The sequence below is a fragment of the Mycolicibacterium sp. Y3 genome (assembly GCF_051188035.1).
In the GTDB taxonomy this organism is placed as follows: domain Bacteria; phylum Actinomycetota; class Actinomycetes; order Mycobacteriales; family Mycobacteriaceae; genus Mycobacterium; species Mycobacterium fluoranthenivorans.
This window is the reverse complement of the sequence record NZ_JAVQLT010000001.1, coordinates 3,504,374-3,518,900: the sequence shown is the minus strand read 5'-3', so window position 1 is coordinate 3,518,900 and position 14,527 is coordinate 3,504,374. Positions and strand designations below refer to the sequence as shown.

Here is a 14,527-nt window from a genome sequence, read left to right as displayed (position 1 = left end):
TGGCCTCAGATTCGCACCGGCAGCGACGAGATGCCACGCAGCGTCACATTGGGCTTGTAGACGGGCTCGCCGCCGAGGCGGGCGTCCGGGAACCGGGCGGTGACCGCCGACAAGGCGATCGATGCCTCCAACCGCACCAGTGCGGCGCCCAGGCAGAAATGAGTGCCGTGGCCGAAACCCAAGTGCCGGATGACTTTTCGGTCCGGATCGAACTCGTCGGGTCGCTCGTTGGCGGCAGGGTCGCGGTGCCCGGCGGCCAGCAGCACGATCATCGTGTCGCCCTTGGGCACCGTGACGTCCGGTAAGACGATGTCCTCGGCGGCGATGCGGCCGAGCAGCTGGGCCGGCGGATCGAAACGCAGCGTCTCCTCCACCACGCGCCCGGCCCGGTGCCGGTCGGCGCCGAGTGCGGTCCATTGCTCCCGGTCGCGAAGCATCACCAGGATCGCCGTCGTGATGAGGCTGACCGTGGACTCGTGTCCCGCGATCAGCAGCAGGTTGCAGGTGGAGATGATCTCGTCCTCGGTGAGCTGATCGCCGGACTCCTCGACAGCGATCAGCGCCGAGATCAGGTCATCGCCCGGATCGCGACGTCGGCGCTGGATCAAGTCCCGGAAATACGAGCGCAGCCACTTGCCCGCCTCGATCCGTTCGTGGAAGCCCTCGGGTTTTCCGGTGGCGGCCAGAAACGGGTCCACGGTCTGCCCGAGCAGCGTCGAGGCGTGGCCGAACTGCGGCTCGTCCTCGACGGGCACTCCGAGCAGACGGCAGATCACCGCAACCGCGAGCGGGTACGCCAGGCCGGTGACGGCATCGAATTCACCGTTGCGCTGCGCGGTGTCGAGCAGCCCGTCCACCACCGCAGTGATATCGGCCTGCATCGCGCTGATCACCCGCGGCGCGAAGGCCTTGACCACCAGTTTGCGCAGCCGGGTGTGGTCGGGCGGGTCCAGGAACAGGAACGCCGGGGTGCGCCGCTGGTCGACCAGGCCGGCCAGACCGAACGGCCGGGGCTGCTTGCCCTCGGCGATCTGGCGCTGCGCGATGGTCGATTTGTCGCGGTCGCTGGCCGAGGCCGGGTGCCGCAGTACGGCGTCGCAATGGGCGAACGACGTGAGAACCATGAGGTTGACTTCGGGCAGGTGCAAGGGTCCATGCTCGCGCAGCTGCTGGTACACCGGATACGGGTCCACGCGGTCCGCCGGTGCCAGCGCCTGCGCCAGCAGAAGGTGCGGGTCCGACCCCGATTGCGATGCCGTCATTTGCTCATTCTGCAATCGCCGCCCGCAGCCGTTCACGCCACCTTTGTGTTCGGTCCCGATCGGTCACCGTGTACTGCGCCAGAAACTCGGCTGCCGGAGCGGCCGGCATGGGTGCCACCGGCAAGAAGCCGTCGACGGGAATCAACGACCGGACCGGTGCGACCAGGTCCCCGGCGAACAGCAGGCGGGTGCCCAGCGCGCAGGCGAACGGCAGCTCCGGCAATGCTCCGGCCAGGGCGACGCCCGCCGCGACACCGATACTGCTGACGGCGTCGGAGACCACCACACACGGCAGACCGGACAACTCGGCGATGCGCAGCGCCCGGCGCGCCCCGCCCAGCCGACCACAGCGCAGCACGGCGATATCGGCGGCCCCCCGCACTTCCTCCAGGTTGGCTGCGTCGTCGGTGTCGGCCGCAATCGGGACGGCCACCCGGGCCCGGACCCAGGCCGTCTGCTCCAGGTCGGCGCAGGGTTGCGCGACGAATTCGAGGGCCCCGGCCGCCTGTTCGAGCGCGGCGATCGCATTCACCGCGGACGCCGGATCCCAGCTGCCCTTGGCGTCGCAGCGGATGACACCTGAGGGGCCCAGCGCGTCCCGCACCGCCGCCACCCGCGCGATATCGTCGGCGAGCATCCCCGCGGGACCACCGACAGTCACGTCTGCGGTGCCACAGCCGGCGGCCTGCACGATCGCGCGGGCCCGCGCCGCCCCGACGGCCGGCACGCTGACCGCGACGGGCACCCGCCCGCGCACCGGATCGGGCCAGCCGATGGTGCCCGGCTCCGTGGCCGCGGTCAGCCAGCGGCCCAGTACGGCGGCGTCGGCATCCGGTGGCGGGCTGAACTCCCCCCAGCCTTGCGGTCCTTCGATGAGCATGCCCTCGGCCACTGCCGCATCCACCGGGTCGAGGACCGGGAGCGCGAAGACGGGCGCGTCATCGAAGTCGATCAGAGTCTGCACAATCAAGCGACGCTAGCGGACCACGTATAGCGGGACCAGCATCTCGGCCGCGGTCAGCGACCCGTGATGGCCGACCAGAGTCGACTGCAGTGGTTCGGCACCCGACCGGATGACGGCCCGGTTTCCGGTCGGCACCGCGATGACATCACCGATGCGGGGCGCCACCTGCGCGGCGACCTCGGGTCCGAACCAGCCTTCACCGATCACCTCCCGCCGGGTGAGCACCGTGAAGTCGTCGCTCAGCAGTTCCCGCCAGGCCGCGGCGACATCGGACGCCGCCCCCGCCTCGGTGTAGACGTGGCGCGCCCGGGGCTCACCGCCGAGTCCACGCACCCCGGCCTGCAAGAGCGGCTCGCGGTCGAAGTCCACCGGTGAATCGACCGCCACCATGCCGTGGTCCGCGGTGACGATCAGGGCGGCGTCCGCGGGCAGCCGCTCGGCGATGGCCCGGATGGTGAGGTCGACATGGGCCAGCTCTAGCGCCCAGGCCTCCGAATCCGGCCCCCGCACGTGCCCGGTCATGTCCAGGTCGCCGTGATACGCATAGACCAGCGCGCGGTCGCTGCCGCCGAGAGCGGTGAGCACGCCGTCGACCAGATCACCGCAGGAGAAGTTCGGCCGAAACTCGCCACCTCGCAACGCTGCGCGCGTCAATCCAGAACCGGCCTGGTACATCGGCGCCACCTGAGTGACGACGACACCGTCGGCGACAGCCCGCTCGAACATCGTCGTCACCGGTTGAAATTGTTCCGGCACAATCTCTTTCAACAGGTCGACCTTGGGCCCCTGGCCCATCAGTCGCCATTTCAGCGGGTTCATCATGCGCTCGTGACCGGGCACGGCCAGCAGGTAGCCGACGATGCCGTGCTCACCGGAGGGCACCCCGGTACCCAGCGATGCCAGGCTCGCGGCGGTGGTGCTGGGGAAGCCCGCGGTCAGTGTCCTGCCGGTCATCCCGTCGAGGAACGGTGCGGCATCGCGGCGGGCGGCCACCAGTTCGGCTCCCATCCCGTCGACCAGCAGGACCGCGACGCGGCGGACACGGTCCAGACCCAGCCCGACCCGGTCGCGCTCCCCCGCCACGCCCAGCGCACCCAGGACGGACGGCAGAAGATCGGCCAGGGCGCCGTCGCCGTAGCGGGGAGTGATGAACATGAGGTCAGGGTAGGCGGCGGGCAGCCTGCCCACGGGAGACACATCCGCGCCACTACCATGACCGCTGAGCGAGGATTTGGGAGCAACGGTATGAGCACCAGCGCCAGAGCGCGGCGGTTATCGACGGGAATCGGGGCATTGCTGGGCATCGCGGCTGCGGTGTTCACGCTGTGTGCGGGTGCACCCACCGCCACGGCCGAACCCTGCGCCGACGTGGATGTCACCTTCGCTCGCGGGACAACCGAACCGCCCGGACTCGGGGCCGTCGGGCAAGCCTTCGTCGATGAGGTGCGGGCCCGCGCGGGTACCCGGACGGTCAGCGACTACGCGGTCAACTATCCGGCGAGCAATGACTTCCCCACCGCCTCCGACGGTGTCGTCGACGCCATCAGCCACATCAACACCATGGCCGCGAACTGCCCCAAGACCAAGCTGGTGTTGGGCGGCAGCTCACAGGGTGCGGCCGTCATCGGATATGTGACCGGGCCGGCGATCCCGCCCGGCTACATCGTGCCCGCGGGGATCAACGGACCGATGTCGGCACAAACGGCCGAGCACATCGCCGCGGTGGCCCTGTTCGGCACGCCGTCGGACGGCGTGGTCGCCACGCTGGGCGCGCCGCCGGTGGTGATCGGCCCGCTGGTGGCGGACAAGACCATCGACATCTGTCTGCCCGGCGACGTGATCTGCGCGGGTGGCGGCGGTATCAGTCTCGTACACGGCAACTACGCGCACACCCAGGCACCGGCCGAAGCGGCCGACTTCGTCGCGCAGCGCGTCTTCTAGAGCCTCACCAGAATCCCCAGCCGCCGGGCTCATCGCCGGGTGTGGACGAATTGCGACCCGTCGTCGGGGGTGCCGGTGGGACGGCGCTGATCGGCTTGCGGGTCACTGGGGTCCGGGTAACCCCGATCTCCGGTTTGCGACGCTGCGTCGGCTCGGTGTGCCGCGGCACGTGATAGGTGGGTTGCTCGGTCTGGGTGGGGAGCTCCTGCGCCGGATCCGGGTCCGGCGGCGGTGGTACCGGTGCGGCGCTGGGTGCCAGGGGCGAGCTCGTCGCGGCGGTGGTGACCGGAACCGGCACCGGCTCCGGTCGATCCGGTGCCGGTTCCGGTGCGCGCATCGCCATCAGGGTGACCGGAATGGCGACGGCGAGCGCCGCCGCTGCGGGGATGACCGCGCGGGTGCGATACCAGAGGTCCGGATGGCGTGGCTGAAAGAGCCATCCCACGGCGACCGGGGTCTCGGGCGCGGCGTGCCGGGGGCCGGTGGATGCCGGTGCGATATCGAATGTCGGGGCCGCCCCCTCCGCACGGGCGTGCCTGGCGACGCGTTCCGGCGCGATCGTCGGCGCAGAAGCCGGCGCAACTGCGGGCGGCGCGATACCAGCTGCCCCGAACCAGCCGTCGTCGACGTGGTCCGGCGGGTTGCCGAAATCCGCATTACGGCGAGCGGTCCGCTCGATCATCGGCTAATGCTAGGTGACCGGGGGAACGGCTGGGAAACCCCTAGTCGGGGAACGCCGGCCCGACCGCGGTACGAGCGCCGAGCGAACGTCCGCCGCCCCAACCCAGTTCACGCCGGTAGGTACCGAGCAGCTCGTGGTCGGCCAGATAGCCGATGTCGCGGAACCGGGAGTCGGCCGGTTCCGGGGTCGCGCGAGGGGCCACGAACAGCGCATCGACGGGGCAGTATGCCTCGCACTGGAAGCAGGTCTGGCAGCTGTCCTGGCGGACGATCACAGGGATTCCCTCCCGGCCCCGGTCGAAGACGCGGGTCGGGCACACGTCGATGCAACGGTCGCAGGCGATGCATCGCTCGGCGGCCACGACCTCGATCATGCGACCCGGCCCCTCGAGGTCAGTTCTGGCTTGCTCCATACGTCATCGAGGCCACCCGTCAGCAGACGGTGGTGCTGAGCCGGATCCAGCCCGGGGCGGTCCCGGCGCTTGTGCATGCCACGGCTCTCCGTACGCGCCAGCGCGGCATGGAACATCCACCGGCCGTGTGCGACCATCGCCGCCGCCTCGCGGGCCCGGAAGATGTCCTCTCCGGTACCCCCAAGGCCCTGCCGGACGGCGGCCCACGCGTGATCCAGTGAGTCGAGGGCCGGCCGCAACCGGTCCCCGTGCCGTAGATAGTTCACGTCGTAGGGCAGCACCTGGCGTTGTACCTCCGCGACGACGGCGCGGTAGTCGAGGGCAATCGGCCCGTGCGGCCGCCGCCCGGCCGTTCCAGCGGGTCGAAGCCCGGCGGGTCCCGGTGCCCGGGCCGTTCTGCGACCGATGGCGAACGCGGCCGCACCGTGGCCGGCCCAGCTACCCGACGACGCCGCCCACGCCGCGTTGTGGCTGCCCCCGCCGCTGAATCCACCACAGATCAATTCCCGGGTTGCGGTATCGCCCGCCACGTAGAGCCCCGGTACGTCGCTGGCGCAGTCGTATCCGGCCACCCGCACTCCCCCGGTACCGCGGACCGTGCCCTCAGCCAGCAGAGTGATCTCGAAGAATTCGGTGAACGGGTCGATGCCAAGCCTGTCGAAGACCAGGAAGAAGTTGGGCTGTCCCTTGCGCATAGCTGTCTGTTCGGCCGGGCTCGCGCGGTCGATCCGCGCGTAAACCGGTTCCGTCATCAGAGTTTTGGCGATCACGGACCGGCCGCCGTAGCTGGCCGCACCCTCGAGCACTGTCTTGTCGGCGCGGTAGAAGGTGGCCCAGGAGTAGTAGGCGGTCTTGGTCAGCGAGGTGCCCTTGACCGCGATGGCGTAGGCGCTGGAGAACTCCATCCCCGACAGCACGGCTCCGACCTCCACCGCCATCAGGGCCCCATCGCCGGTATCGACGTCGCACCCGAGGGTCTTGGACTGGAATGCGCAGCCACCCGTCGCGAGCACCACCGCGCCGGCCTGGATGTGCACCGTGGCGCCGGTGCGCCGATCGAGTGCGACCGCGCCGGAGACCACACCGTCGTCGTCCAGGAGCAGTTCCAGCGCCGGCGTGTGATCGAGGATCCGCACACCGAGTCGGGACACCCGGGAGCGTTGGCGTCGCATGTACTCCGGGCCCTGTAGGTCGCCGCGGATGGGCTTGCCGTCGTCGTCCACCGGAAAGGGGTAGCGCTGGATCCGGGCGAGTTCGTCGACCCTGTAATAGGTTTCGTCGAGTACCCGCGCCATCCAGTCCCGGTCGGCGAGATGCCCGCCGAGCGCCTCGCGACTGACCATCGCCGCCTCGCGCAGTTCCGGGACGTCGTCGACATACCAGATGCCCGTTCCGACCGATGCCGTCGCACCGCTGGCACCGGTATAGCCCTTGTCCGCGAGGACAACATCCGCGCCGGCCTGCGCCGCCTTGATGGCGGCCCATGTGCCTGCCGGTCCACCACCGACCACCAGCACGTCGGTGCGAATCTGCTCTTGATGTTCAGACATCCAACCTCCGTGAGGATTTCAGGCGCTCGGCCCCGAAGATCGCGGCCGGGACATCACCCATTTCTGCGGAACTGATTGTCCGGGACGGCAAGACCGTAATGATCGCGCAGCGTCTCGCCGCGGTACTCCTCCCGGAACAGTCCCTTGCGCTGCAGGATCGGCAGCACGTGTTCGACGAAGGTCTCCAGGCCTGACGGCAGCGCAGGTGCCATGATGTTGAACCCGTCGGCCGCGCCGCCCTCGAACCAGGCGACGATGGTGTCGGCGGCCTGCTCGGGTGTCCCGACAAAGGTGAAGTGTCCCCGCCCACCGCCCAGGCGCGACAGGATCTCCCGCACCGTCAGGTTCTCGCGCTGCGCCAGTTCGATGATCAGATCCGTCCGGCTCTGCGAGCCTTGCAGTTTGGGTCGGGCGAGGATGAAGTCGGGCAGCGGACCGTCGAGCTCGAACACCGACGGATCCGTCTCGAAGTTCCAGGCCAGCTGTGTCAACCCGTATTCAGGGACCCGCAGATCATCGAAGCGCTGAGCCAGGTCGCGCGCCTCCACCTCGGTCGAGCCGAGGAACGGCACGATCCCGGGCAGCACGAGGACACCGTCCGGGTCCCTGCCTGCCGAACGCGCCCGGGCCTTGATGTCGGAGTAGAAGTCTGCGGCCCGCTCGTAGGTCTGGTGCGCAGTGAAGATGGCCTCGGCGTGCCGGGCCGCGAAACTCCGCCCGTCCTCCGACGACCCGGCCTGCACCAGCACCGGATGGCCCTGCGGCGGGCGTACGACGTTCAGCGGACCGGCTACCCGGAAATGGTCACCTCGATAGTCGATCTGGTGCAGCCGGGTCGGGTCGGCGTACCGGCCGGCCGCCTTGTCACCCAGGATCGCGTCACTCTCCCAGCTGTCCCAGAGTGCCTTGGCAGCCTGCAGGAACTCGTCGGCCCTGGCGTAACGCTGCGCGTGGGTGGGACGGTCGGCGAGCCCGAAGTTGGCCGCCTCGTCGGCACCGGCCGAGGTGACGATGTTCCAGCCCGCGCGGCCCGCGCTCACATGGTCGACCGAGGCCAGCCGTCGGGCCAGGTTGTAAGGCTCGTTGTAGGTGGACGAGACGGTGGCGATCAACCCGATCCGGCTGGTGTGCTGGGCGAGCGCGGTCAGCAGGGTGAGCGGTTCGAGCTGCCCGGGCGGGCGGAACTCACCGGTTCCGGTGAGCGCTGGTCCGTCGGCCAGGAACACCGCGTCGAGTTTGGCGTCCTCGGCGATCTTGGCCAGCGAAATCCAGTGCGCCAGATCGAAATCGGCACGCGGGTTGCTCTCCGGCAGTCGCCACGCGGCTTCATGGTGGCCCGCCTCCATGACGAACGCGTTGAGATGCAGCTCCCTTCTACCCGTGTCTGTCATGACACCTTGGTGCTGTCGAAGTCGGCCGGGAGCAGATTATCGGTGAGCTGGGTGACGTCAACCTTTTTGGTGATCTCACCCGCCTCGAAGAATGCGTCGCCGAGGTCTTGTTCGGCCTTGATGTCCGCGGGCTGCACCGCAGTGATCTTGAAGGGATAGGAATCGACGGTGGTACGCGCATCGTCCAGGGACACGCCGGTCTCCTTTGCGATGGCCTTGGCGTACTCATCGGGATGCTGCTGGGCCCAGGTGAAGATCTTCGCGACCCGGGTGAGCACGTCGGCAAGTGCTGCCCGCCGACCGGGGTCGTTGAGCGATTTCTCGGTGGCCACGTAGTAGTTGTTCACCTGGTCGATCGGCGGGAGGCCCTTGGCGATGATGCGGGCACCGTCCTTGACGGCAATCGCGGACGGGGGATTCCAGATGGACCAGGCGTCCACCTTGCCGGTGTTGAAGGCGGTCGCCCCGGCGGCCGGGCTCAGGTAGACGAGTTCGACGTCCTTGGGGGTCAGGCCCACGCTCTTGAGGGCGAGCAGGGCCAAGCCGTGCGCCGAGCTGCCCTGCGGGATCGCGATCTTCTTGCCCTTGAGATCGGCCAAGGTCTGGATCGGTGAATCCTTGGGCACGATGATGTTCTCGGCGGCCTTGGTGAGGTCGGCACCGTGCTGGGTCGCGACGATCTTGAAGCCGAACTGTTTCGCTGCGCCGGTGATCGGCGGGACCGTACCGACATAGCCGAGATCGATGTCACCGGTGGCGGTGGCCTGGACCAGCGGCGGTCCATAGTCGAACCGGGCGAACTTGACCTTGTACGGCGCGTCATCGAAAGCGCCGGTGACCTTGGCCAGTTCCTCGCTGCCGTCACCGCCGTTGTCGCCGAGCGTGAACGTGTACTGGCTCCACTCCGGATGATTTGCACTGCCCGACTTGCTCAACGGCGCCTCGCTGCCCTTCGACGACGATCCGCAAGCGGTGGCCGCACTCGCGAGCGCGAGGATCACCGCGGCAGCCGCGAATCGGAAAGTCCTGCTGGGCATCAATTCTCCTGTTGTTGTCGTGATTCGGGGTTCACTGCTGGCTGGCCAGGCCGAGTTCGGTCAGCAGGGCTGCGCGCAGTTCTTCACGGGCGATGCCGGCTTCGCGTTCGTCGGCGGACAAGTGCACCCGGTGCTCGGCGCCGATGCGGCCGCCGCTCATCACCAGGATGCGGTCCGCGAGCGCGATGGCCTCGTCGACGTCATGGGTGACCAGCAGCATCGACGCCTCGTGCACGCGGCGTAGTTCGCGAACCAGGTCGTGCATCCGCACCCGGGTGATGGCGTCCAACGCGGCAAAAGGCTCGTCGAGCAGCACCAGCTCCGGTTCGGAGACCAGTGCCCTGGCCAGCGCGACGCGTTGCGCCTCGCCGCCGGAAAGTTCTTTGGGCCAAGCTTTTTCGCGGCCTGCGAGGTTCACCTCGCGCAGCGCACGCCGAGCTCGCTCATCCGCATCGGGGCCGCGCAGCCCGAGGGTCACATTGCGGAGGACACGTTGCCAGGGCAGCAACCGGTCGGCCTGAAACACGACAGCACGTGTGGCTGGTACCTCGATGCGGCCGCCGTCCGGCTTGTCCAAACCGGCGAGCAGACGCAACAGTGTGCTCTTGCCGCACCCGGACGGGCCGAGCAGCGCAACCAGTTCCTGACTGCCGATCTGCAGGTCGAGACGGTCCAGGACCACGCGATCGCCGAACGCACGGACCACCTGTTCGACCAGGACGCCGGTCTGCTGCCGCGGTGCGGTCAGCGCGGGGCCGCTCACACCGCCTCGAAACTGGGCCGCCAGCGCAGCAGCACCCGTTCGAGCGTGCGGACCACCTGATCGGCGGCCAGACCGAGCAGCGAGTAGATCACCAGGCCCACAAAGACCTTGTTGGTCTGCAGATAGGTCTGCGCCTGGGTGATCAGGAAACCCAGTCCGGCATCGGCGTTGACTGTTTCCGCGGCGACCAGCCCCAGGATGCTATAGGCAAGTGAGAAGCGCAGCCCCACAAGGAAACCCGGGAGCGATCCGGGAAGGAGCACTCGGATGACCAGCCGCCACAGGCTGGCACCGGTGGTTTGGGTCATCTCGATCAGGCGCTGGTCGACACCCCGGATGGCCGCGAAGAGATTGAGGTACATGGGCACACCCGCGCCGAACGCGATCAGCAGCACCTTCGTCAGCTCGTCGATGCCGAACCACACGACGAACAAGGGCAGCACCGCGAGCAGTGGGACCGTGTTGAGGATCTGCGCCACACCGTTGAACACGTACTCACCGCTGCGTAACAACCCGCCCAAGACCCCCGCGACGATGCCGACCGCCAGCCCGATCGCCAACCCGAGACCGGCCCGCTGCAACGAGATCACCAGATCGGGGCCAAGGATTCCATCACGCCAGAGTTCGACGGTGGTGCGCACGATATCGCTGGGCGCGGGCGCATAGGCCGGCGCAAGAACCCCTGTCCTGGCCAGGATCTCCCACGCGACGAGGATGAGCACCGGAGTGGTGTAGATGCCGAGGGGCCAGTGCAGCGCCCGTCGCAGCCGGCCCAGTCTGGTGCGGGGCCCACCATCGACGGGGACGAAGACATCCCGCCGGCGCGCAGGGTTGATGGCCGCGGAAGGCAATTCTGCGGCAGCCGGCGCGCCGATCGCACTGATGGTGCTCATGCCTTGTCACGATGACGGCTCGGGTGTCATTGCGGGACCCATCAAATCGGTCCGATTCTTTCCAGCCCACTAATCTGGGTCCATGTCCCATGTGCTCACGGTCAACATCGCCGAACCCCGGACGAGCCCCGACGACGACCGGCTGCAGACCGGCATCGACAAGCGGCCGACAGCGCTGCGGGTCGAGGTGCGCTCCCCCGGGCCGATGCAGGGCGGGCTGGGCAGCGGGTTGGTGGGCGATCTGATCGGCAATCAGGCCTTCCACGGTGGTGACGATCAAGCGGTGTACGCCTACGCGCGAGAGGATCTCGATGCCTGGGAGGGCAGGCTGGAACGCGAGATCGCCAACGGAGTGTTCGGCGAGAACCTCACCACCAGCGGTGTGGATGTGACGAATGCCTTGGTCGGTGAACGGTGGCGGGTCGGTTCCGAAGGCCTGGAACTGGAAGTGTCGCGCCCGCGGATTCCCTGCCGCACGTTCGCGCTCTGGCTGGAGATCAACGGCTGGGTCAAGTCTTTCACCACGACCGCGGTCCCGGGTGCGTATCTGCGCGTGGTGACACCCGGCGCGGTGCGCGCCGGCGACCGCATCGAGGTCATCGAGCGCCCCGACCACGACATCACCGTCGGCGTGGTGTTCCGCGCCCTCACCCTTGAAGCCGGCATGCTGCCGTCGGTACTCGCCGCCGACGCGCTACCCGAGGACATCAAGCAGAAGGCACGCCGCCGCGCGGACCGGGCCGGATAACCACCACCGCGGGCACGTGCGGCTCAGGGTGTGAGGGGCAGCTGGTCGCCGACCAGCGAGGCGATCCGGTCGGCCATGTAGGTGTGTCCGGCGTCGTTGGGATGCACGCCGTCCGGCGCGATCAGGTCCGGACGCCCGACGAACCACCGCTCGGCGATCGGGTCGATGAAGACCGCTCCGGCGGCACGGGCGGCGTTGCCCAGCGCGTCGCGGTTCTGCAGCACCTTGTCGGGTACGTCGGCGGTGGGCCATGGCGGGCCGATCACGAGCAGCTTGGCCGCCGGCGCGGTCCGGCGGGCGGAATCGAAGGCACTCCAGGCCATCCCGGCCAGCGCCAGCGGATCGACGGGTTCGTCGTTGCGGGATCCGAAGAACACCACCAGGACGTCGTCGGGCCGTACCGCCCGCGCCGTGAGGTCTCCGAAGACGCTGCCGTGATCGCCGCGTACCCCGTATCCGGCTCGCCCCTCGGACGCCACGTCCGCGGTCACCGGCTTCCCCTGTCGGGCCAGCACCTGCCAGGCCCGAGCCGGCCATCCCTTGCCGCCCAGACCGCCGAAGTTGGTCCCGGTGGTGTACGAGTCGCCGATCACCGCGATATGACTGAGCGGCGCCTCCCGGCTGACGGTCATCACCTCGACCGGACGGGTGCTGACAAGTCCGGCCGTTACAGCCAGCGACATCACGAGCACGGCAAGGCGGTGCAACGGATTCCCCCTCCGGTGGTGCAGGATCGATACCGCCGACAGCCTACTGGTTGGCTTCAGATAGTTTGCCGCGCAGGGTGATTCGATACACCGAATGCACAGCGAACCCTCAGGCGGACAGCTTCCGGTCATCGCGGCCCAGCGACTGAACGGACGGGGTCGCGTCCTTGACGTCGACCATTCTGCGCATCCACCGGCGGGCGGGTTCCTCGACGAAGTGATACAGCGCGGCCGCTGCGGCGAATGCGACGGCGAACACGCCCAGCAGCATCCACGTGCCGGCGGGGCCGGCGAGGGTGAGCTCGAATTGCAGCACCGCCCAGTTCCATGCGGTGTGCACGATCTCGTGCACCATGTACAGGCTGAACGAGATCTGCCCGCCATAGGTGAGTACCCGTAGCGACAACAGACTCGGCAACGTGCCGGTGCCGATCGCCAGCGTCACCACCAGCGGGACGAACAACAGGTCGAGCACACCGCCGCTGTCGATCACATCTGGAATCGGGTGTGCGTCGAACCAGTAGAGAGCGCCGACCATCGCCACGACCAGCACGACGCCCGCGATACCGGCCAGGGTGCGGGTCCGATCGGACGGGTTCAGTCGGCGGACCGCGGCGCATGCGATGGCGCCGGCGGTGAACTGCAGCAGAATGCGCGGGAGCCAGCTCCACGGTGTGTAGAAGTGCCCGGTGGCCAGCAGGAACATGACCGGCGGCAAAGTCACCGCGAACGCCAGCCACAGCAGGGTGCGGGCCCGGGTGGCCCTGGCCATCCGGAAGATGATCAGCACCAGGCCGCCGAACAGCAGATAAGCCAGCCATTCCGCGCTGATCGACCAGGCCGGTCCGTCCCAGCTGGAGCCGTCGAAGAACGGCTGGAACCACAGCTGCACCAGGAACAACTGGCGGATGTAGCTGATGGCGTTGAGGGTGCCGATGTTCTCCGAAGGAACGTGGCCGACGTAGAGCGTGAAGACGATCCAGAGCGCGGCCAGATGCAGGGTCACCAGGTAGACCGGCCACACTCGGGCCAGCCGCATCCACAGGAAGTGCAACGTGGCCCGGGTGGACCAGTTCTTACCCATCTTGTCGATGTAGGTCCAGGTCAGGACGAATCCGCTGAGGATGAAGAACAGATCGACGCCTTGTGCGCCGACATTGAGAATCGGGGCCAGCGCCTCGCTGAAATTCGGGGCGGCCTCATGCAGCAACGGCCGGAAGTGGAAGAGCACCACCCAGACGGCGGCAAAGATACGAAGACCCGTGAGGGCCTTGATCTCTCCGCTGCGCACAACACTCTTTCCGTGGCCGTATCCGTTGGGAGAATATCAGCGCAACGGGTCAGTGGCCGCGAAGCGAACGCTGAGCGATTCCTGTCAACGAAGGATGAACGCGATCAGGGCGTGGGGGTGGGAGCCGGTCCCGGTGCAGGTCCGGTTCCTTGCGGAGGCGAAACGGGCGCAGTAGGTGCATCGGGATTCGCCGCGTTGTACTGCGCCGCGTTGCGGTTGAGCGTGTCGAGGTAGGCCTTGAGTTTCAGGCCCTGCAGCACCGGCGGCAGTCCCGGCCCGGGCGGCGCCTGGTCGGTCAGCTGCCAGGTCTGGCAACCGGTGGTCTTGAAGGTGCCGTCGGAGGGGTCGATTTGCACCACCTGCGCCTCGTGGGTGAATGCGCGGTCGATGGTGTCACCGGTCTGGCCGGCCGGCGCGGCGGCCATCCGGCGCCAGGAGCACGTGCCGTTGCCGACCGGACCTGCCGAGGCGTACACCCCCGGTGCGATATCGGTGCCCACCACGAAGGCGCCGTCGTGGTCGATCACGGTCTTGGGTGTCGCCGGCGGCGCCGGGGCCGGCGCGGGCGCGGGGTCGGCGCCGGCCGGGGACGCTACCGCCCAGGCCATGGCTGCGAAGGTGGCGAAGGCGGCAGGCAGTGCCCACAAGTTCGACCTCATGGGTATCAGGGTAGGCCCGTGCCGGCGGTGCACAGTAACCCTTAAGGCTGCCTGAGCGACTCCCGACGCCTCGGAACGCGGCCGGTGCGCACATCCGGCGACTCCGCTCTAGACTGCGATCTCAGCTACTAACATGCAGGTAGAAGGCGTCGACACGGGCCCAGCGGCCATTGGCGGAGCAGTGCGTCGGCGTTGCAAAATATGTACGACACGTCACTCTGTTATAT

General features: G+C 68.3%; 15 protein-coding genes. 2 read left to right on the top strand and 13 right to left on the bottom strand.

Annotation, left to right across the window (positions count from 1 at the left end):
* Positions 1-5: 5 nt before the first annotated feature.
* From QN239_RS17115 to QN239_RS17105, 3 genes are read right to left on the bottom strand one after another with little or no spacing between them, the layout of a single operon-like run.
* Positions 6-1,262 (bottom strand): cytochrome P450, encoded by a 1,257-nt coding sequence (locus QN239_RS17115; RefSeq protein WP_499012157.1) that lies wholly within the window; start codon positions 1,260-1,262, stop codon positions 6-8.
* Between the two features lie 4 nt (positions 1,263-1,266).
* Positions 1,267-2,226, bottom strand: a complete 960-nt coding sequence (locus QN239_RS17110; protein WP_499012154.1) for an enolase C-terminal domain-like protein — start codon at positions 2,224-2,226, stop codon at positions 1,267-1,269.
* A gap of 12 nt (positions 2,227-2,238) precedes the next feature.
* On the bottom strand, positions 2,239-3,381 hold the full coding sequence (locus QN239_RS17105) for an alkaline phosphatase family protein (protein ID WP_499012151.1): 1,143 nt from the start codon (positions 3,379-3,381) through the stop codon (positions 2,239-2,241).
* Positions 3,382-3,471: 90 nt separating this feature from the next.
* Between QN239_RS17105 and QN239_RS17100 the strand changes: the two genes are divergently transcribed.
* Positions 3,472-4,167: a cutinase family protein gene (locus QN239_RS17100; RefSeq protein ID WP_499012148.1), complete on the top strand. Its 696-nt coding sequence runs from the start codon at positions 3,472-3,474 to the stop codon at positions 4,165-4,167.
* A 4-nt stretch (positions 4,168-4,171) separates the two neighbouring features.
* Here the strand turns inward: QN239_RS17100 and QN239_RS17095 are convergent, their stop codons facing one another.
* From QN239_RS17095 to QN239_RS17065, 7 genes are read right to left on the bottom strand one after another with little or no spacing between them, the layout of a single operon-like run.
* Entirely contained in the window at positions 4,172-4,849 is a 678-nt protein-coding gene (locus tag QN239_RS17095) for a hypothetical protein (protein WP_499012146.1), read from the bottom strand.
* Positions 4,850-4,889: 40 nt separating this feature from the next.
* Positions 4,890-5,222, bottom strand: a complete 333-nt coding sequence (locus QN239_RS17090) for a 4Fe-4S dicluster domain-containing protein (RefSeq protein WP_499012145.1) — start codon at positions 5,220-5,222, stop codon at positions 4,890-4,892.
* On the bottom strand, positions 5,219-6,811 hold the full coding sequence (locus tag QN239_RS17085; protein WP_499012143.1) for an FAD-dependent oxidoreductase: 1,593 nt from the start codon (positions 6,809-6,811) through the stop codon (positions 5,219-5,221). Before QN239_RS17085 ends, QN239_RS17090 begins: the two co-directional genes overlap by 4 nt.
* 53 nt (positions 6,812-6,864) lie before the next feature.
* Positions 6,865-8,202 (bottom strand): LLM class flavin-dependent oxidoreductase, encoded by a 1,338-nt coding sequence (locus QN239_RS17080; RefSeq protein WP_499012142.1) that lies wholly within the window; start codon positions 8,200-8,202, stop codon positions 6,865-6,867.
* Positions 8,199-9,239 (bottom strand): ABC transporter substrate-binding protein, encoded by a 1,041-nt coding sequence (locus QN239_RS17075; protein ID WP_499012140.1) that lies wholly within the window; start codon positions 9,237-9,239, stop codon positions 8,199-8,201. Before QN239_RS17075 ends, QN239_RS17080 begins: the two co-directional genes overlap by 4 nt.
* Before the next feature lie 31 nt (positions 9,240-9,270).
* The gene (locus QN239_RS17070) at positions 9,271-10,002 is read right to left on the bottom strand and encodes an ABC transporter ATP-binding protein (protein WP_499012139.1); all 732 of its coding nucleotides are present in this window, start codon (positions 10,000-10,002) and stop codon (positions 9,271-9,273) included.
* A complete protein-coding gene (locus tag QN239_RS17065) occupies positions 9,999-10,895 on the bottom strand; it encodes an ABC transporter permease (RefSeq protein WP_499012135.1) in 897 nt (298 codons plus the stop codon). Before QN239_RS17065 ends, QN239_RS17070 begins: the two co-directional genes overlap by 4 nt.
* An 82-nt stretch (positions 10,896-10,977) precedes the next feature.
* Between QN239_RS17065 and QN239_RS17060 the strand changes: the two genes are divergently transcribed.
* The gene (locus QN239_RS17060; protein ID WP_187095623.1) at positions 10,978-11,643 is read left to right on the top strand and encodes an MOSC domain-containing protein; all 666 of its coding nucleotides are present in this window, start codon (positions 10,978-10,980) and stop codon (positions 11,641-11,643) included.
* 23 nt (positions 11,644-11,666) lie between these two features.
* Here the strand turns inward: QN239_RS17060 and QN239_RS17055 are convergent, their stop codons facing one another.
* From QN239_RS17055 to QN239_RS17045, 3 genes are all read right to left on the bottom strand, one after another.
* On the bottom strand, positions 11,667-12,350 hold the full coding sequence (locus QN239_RS17055) for an Rv0518 family GDSL lipase (protein WP_499012132.1): 684 nt from the start codon (positions 12,348-12,350) through the stop codon (positions 11,667-11,669).
* A gap of 109 nt (positions 12,351-12,459) precedes the next feature.
* The gene (locus tag QN239_RS17050; RefSeq protein WP_499012130.1) at positions 12,460-13,641 is read right to left on the bottom strand and encodes an acyltransferase family protein; all 1,182 of its coding nucleotides are present in this window, start codon (positions 13,639-13,641) and stop codon (positions 12,460-12,462) included.
* A gap of 104 nt (positions 13,642-13,745) precedes the next feature.
* Positions 13,746-14,300 carry an Rv1352/Rv1906c domain-containing protein gene (locus tag QN239_RS17045; RefSeq protein ID WP_499012129.1) on the bottom strand — a complete coding sequence of 185 codons (555 nt, stop codon included), beginning with the start codon at positions 14,298-14,300 and terminating at the stop codon, positions 13,746-13,748.
* Positions 14,301-14,527: the final 227 nt, after the last annotated feature.

What these genes read in the sequence shown, in the direction of transcription:
- QN239_RS17080 (WP_499012142.1), bottom strand. Translation starts at nt 8,202, where the DNA reads ATGACAGACACGGGTAGAAGGGAGCTGCATCTCAACGCGTTCGTCATG.
- QN239_RS17100 (WP_499012148.1), top strand. Translation starts at nt 3,472, where the DNA reads ATGAGCACCAGCGCCAGAGCGCGGCGGTTATCGACGGGAATCGGGGCA.
- QN239_RS17085 (WP_499012143.1), bottom strand. Translation starts at nt 6,811, where the DNA reads ATGTCTGAACATCAAGAGCAGATTCGCACCGACGTGCTGGTGGTCGGT.
- QN239_RS17060 (WP_187095623.1), top strand. Translation starts at nt 10,978, where the DNA reads ATGTCCCATGTGCTCACGGTCAACATCGCCGAACCCCGGACGAGCCCC.
- QN239_RS17090 (WP_499012145.1), bottom strand. Translation starts at nt 5,222, where the DNA reads ATGATCGAGGTCGTGGCCGCCGAGCGATGCATCGCCTGCGACCGTTGC.
- QN239_RS17105 (WP_499012151.1), bottom strand. Translation starts at nt 3,381, where the DNA reads ATGTTCATCACTCCCCGCTACGGCGACGGCGCCCTGGCCGATCTTCTG.
- QN239_RS17045 (WP_499012129.1), bottom strand. Translation starts at nt 14,300, where the DNA reads ATGAGGTCGAACTTGTGGGCACTGCCTGCCGCCTTCGCCACCTTCGCA.
- QN239_RS17115 (WP_499012157.1), bottom strand. Translation starts at nt 1,262, where the DNA reads ATGACGGCATCGCAATCGGGGTCGGACCCGCACCTTCTGCTGGCGCAG.
- QN239_RS17075 (WP_499012140.1), bottom strand. Translation starts at nt 9,239, where the DNA reads ATGCCCAGCAGGACTTTCCGATTCGCGGCTGCCGCGGTGATCCTCGCG.
- QN239_RS17095 (WP_499012146.1), bottom strand. Translation starts at nt 4,849, where the DNA reads ATGATCGAGCGGACCGCTCGCCGTAATGCGGATTTCGGCAACCCGCCG.
- QN239_RS17065 (WP_499012135.1), bottom strand. Translation starts at nt 10,895, where the DNA reads ATGAGCACCATCAGTGCGATCGGCGCGCCGGCTGCCGCAGAATTGCCT.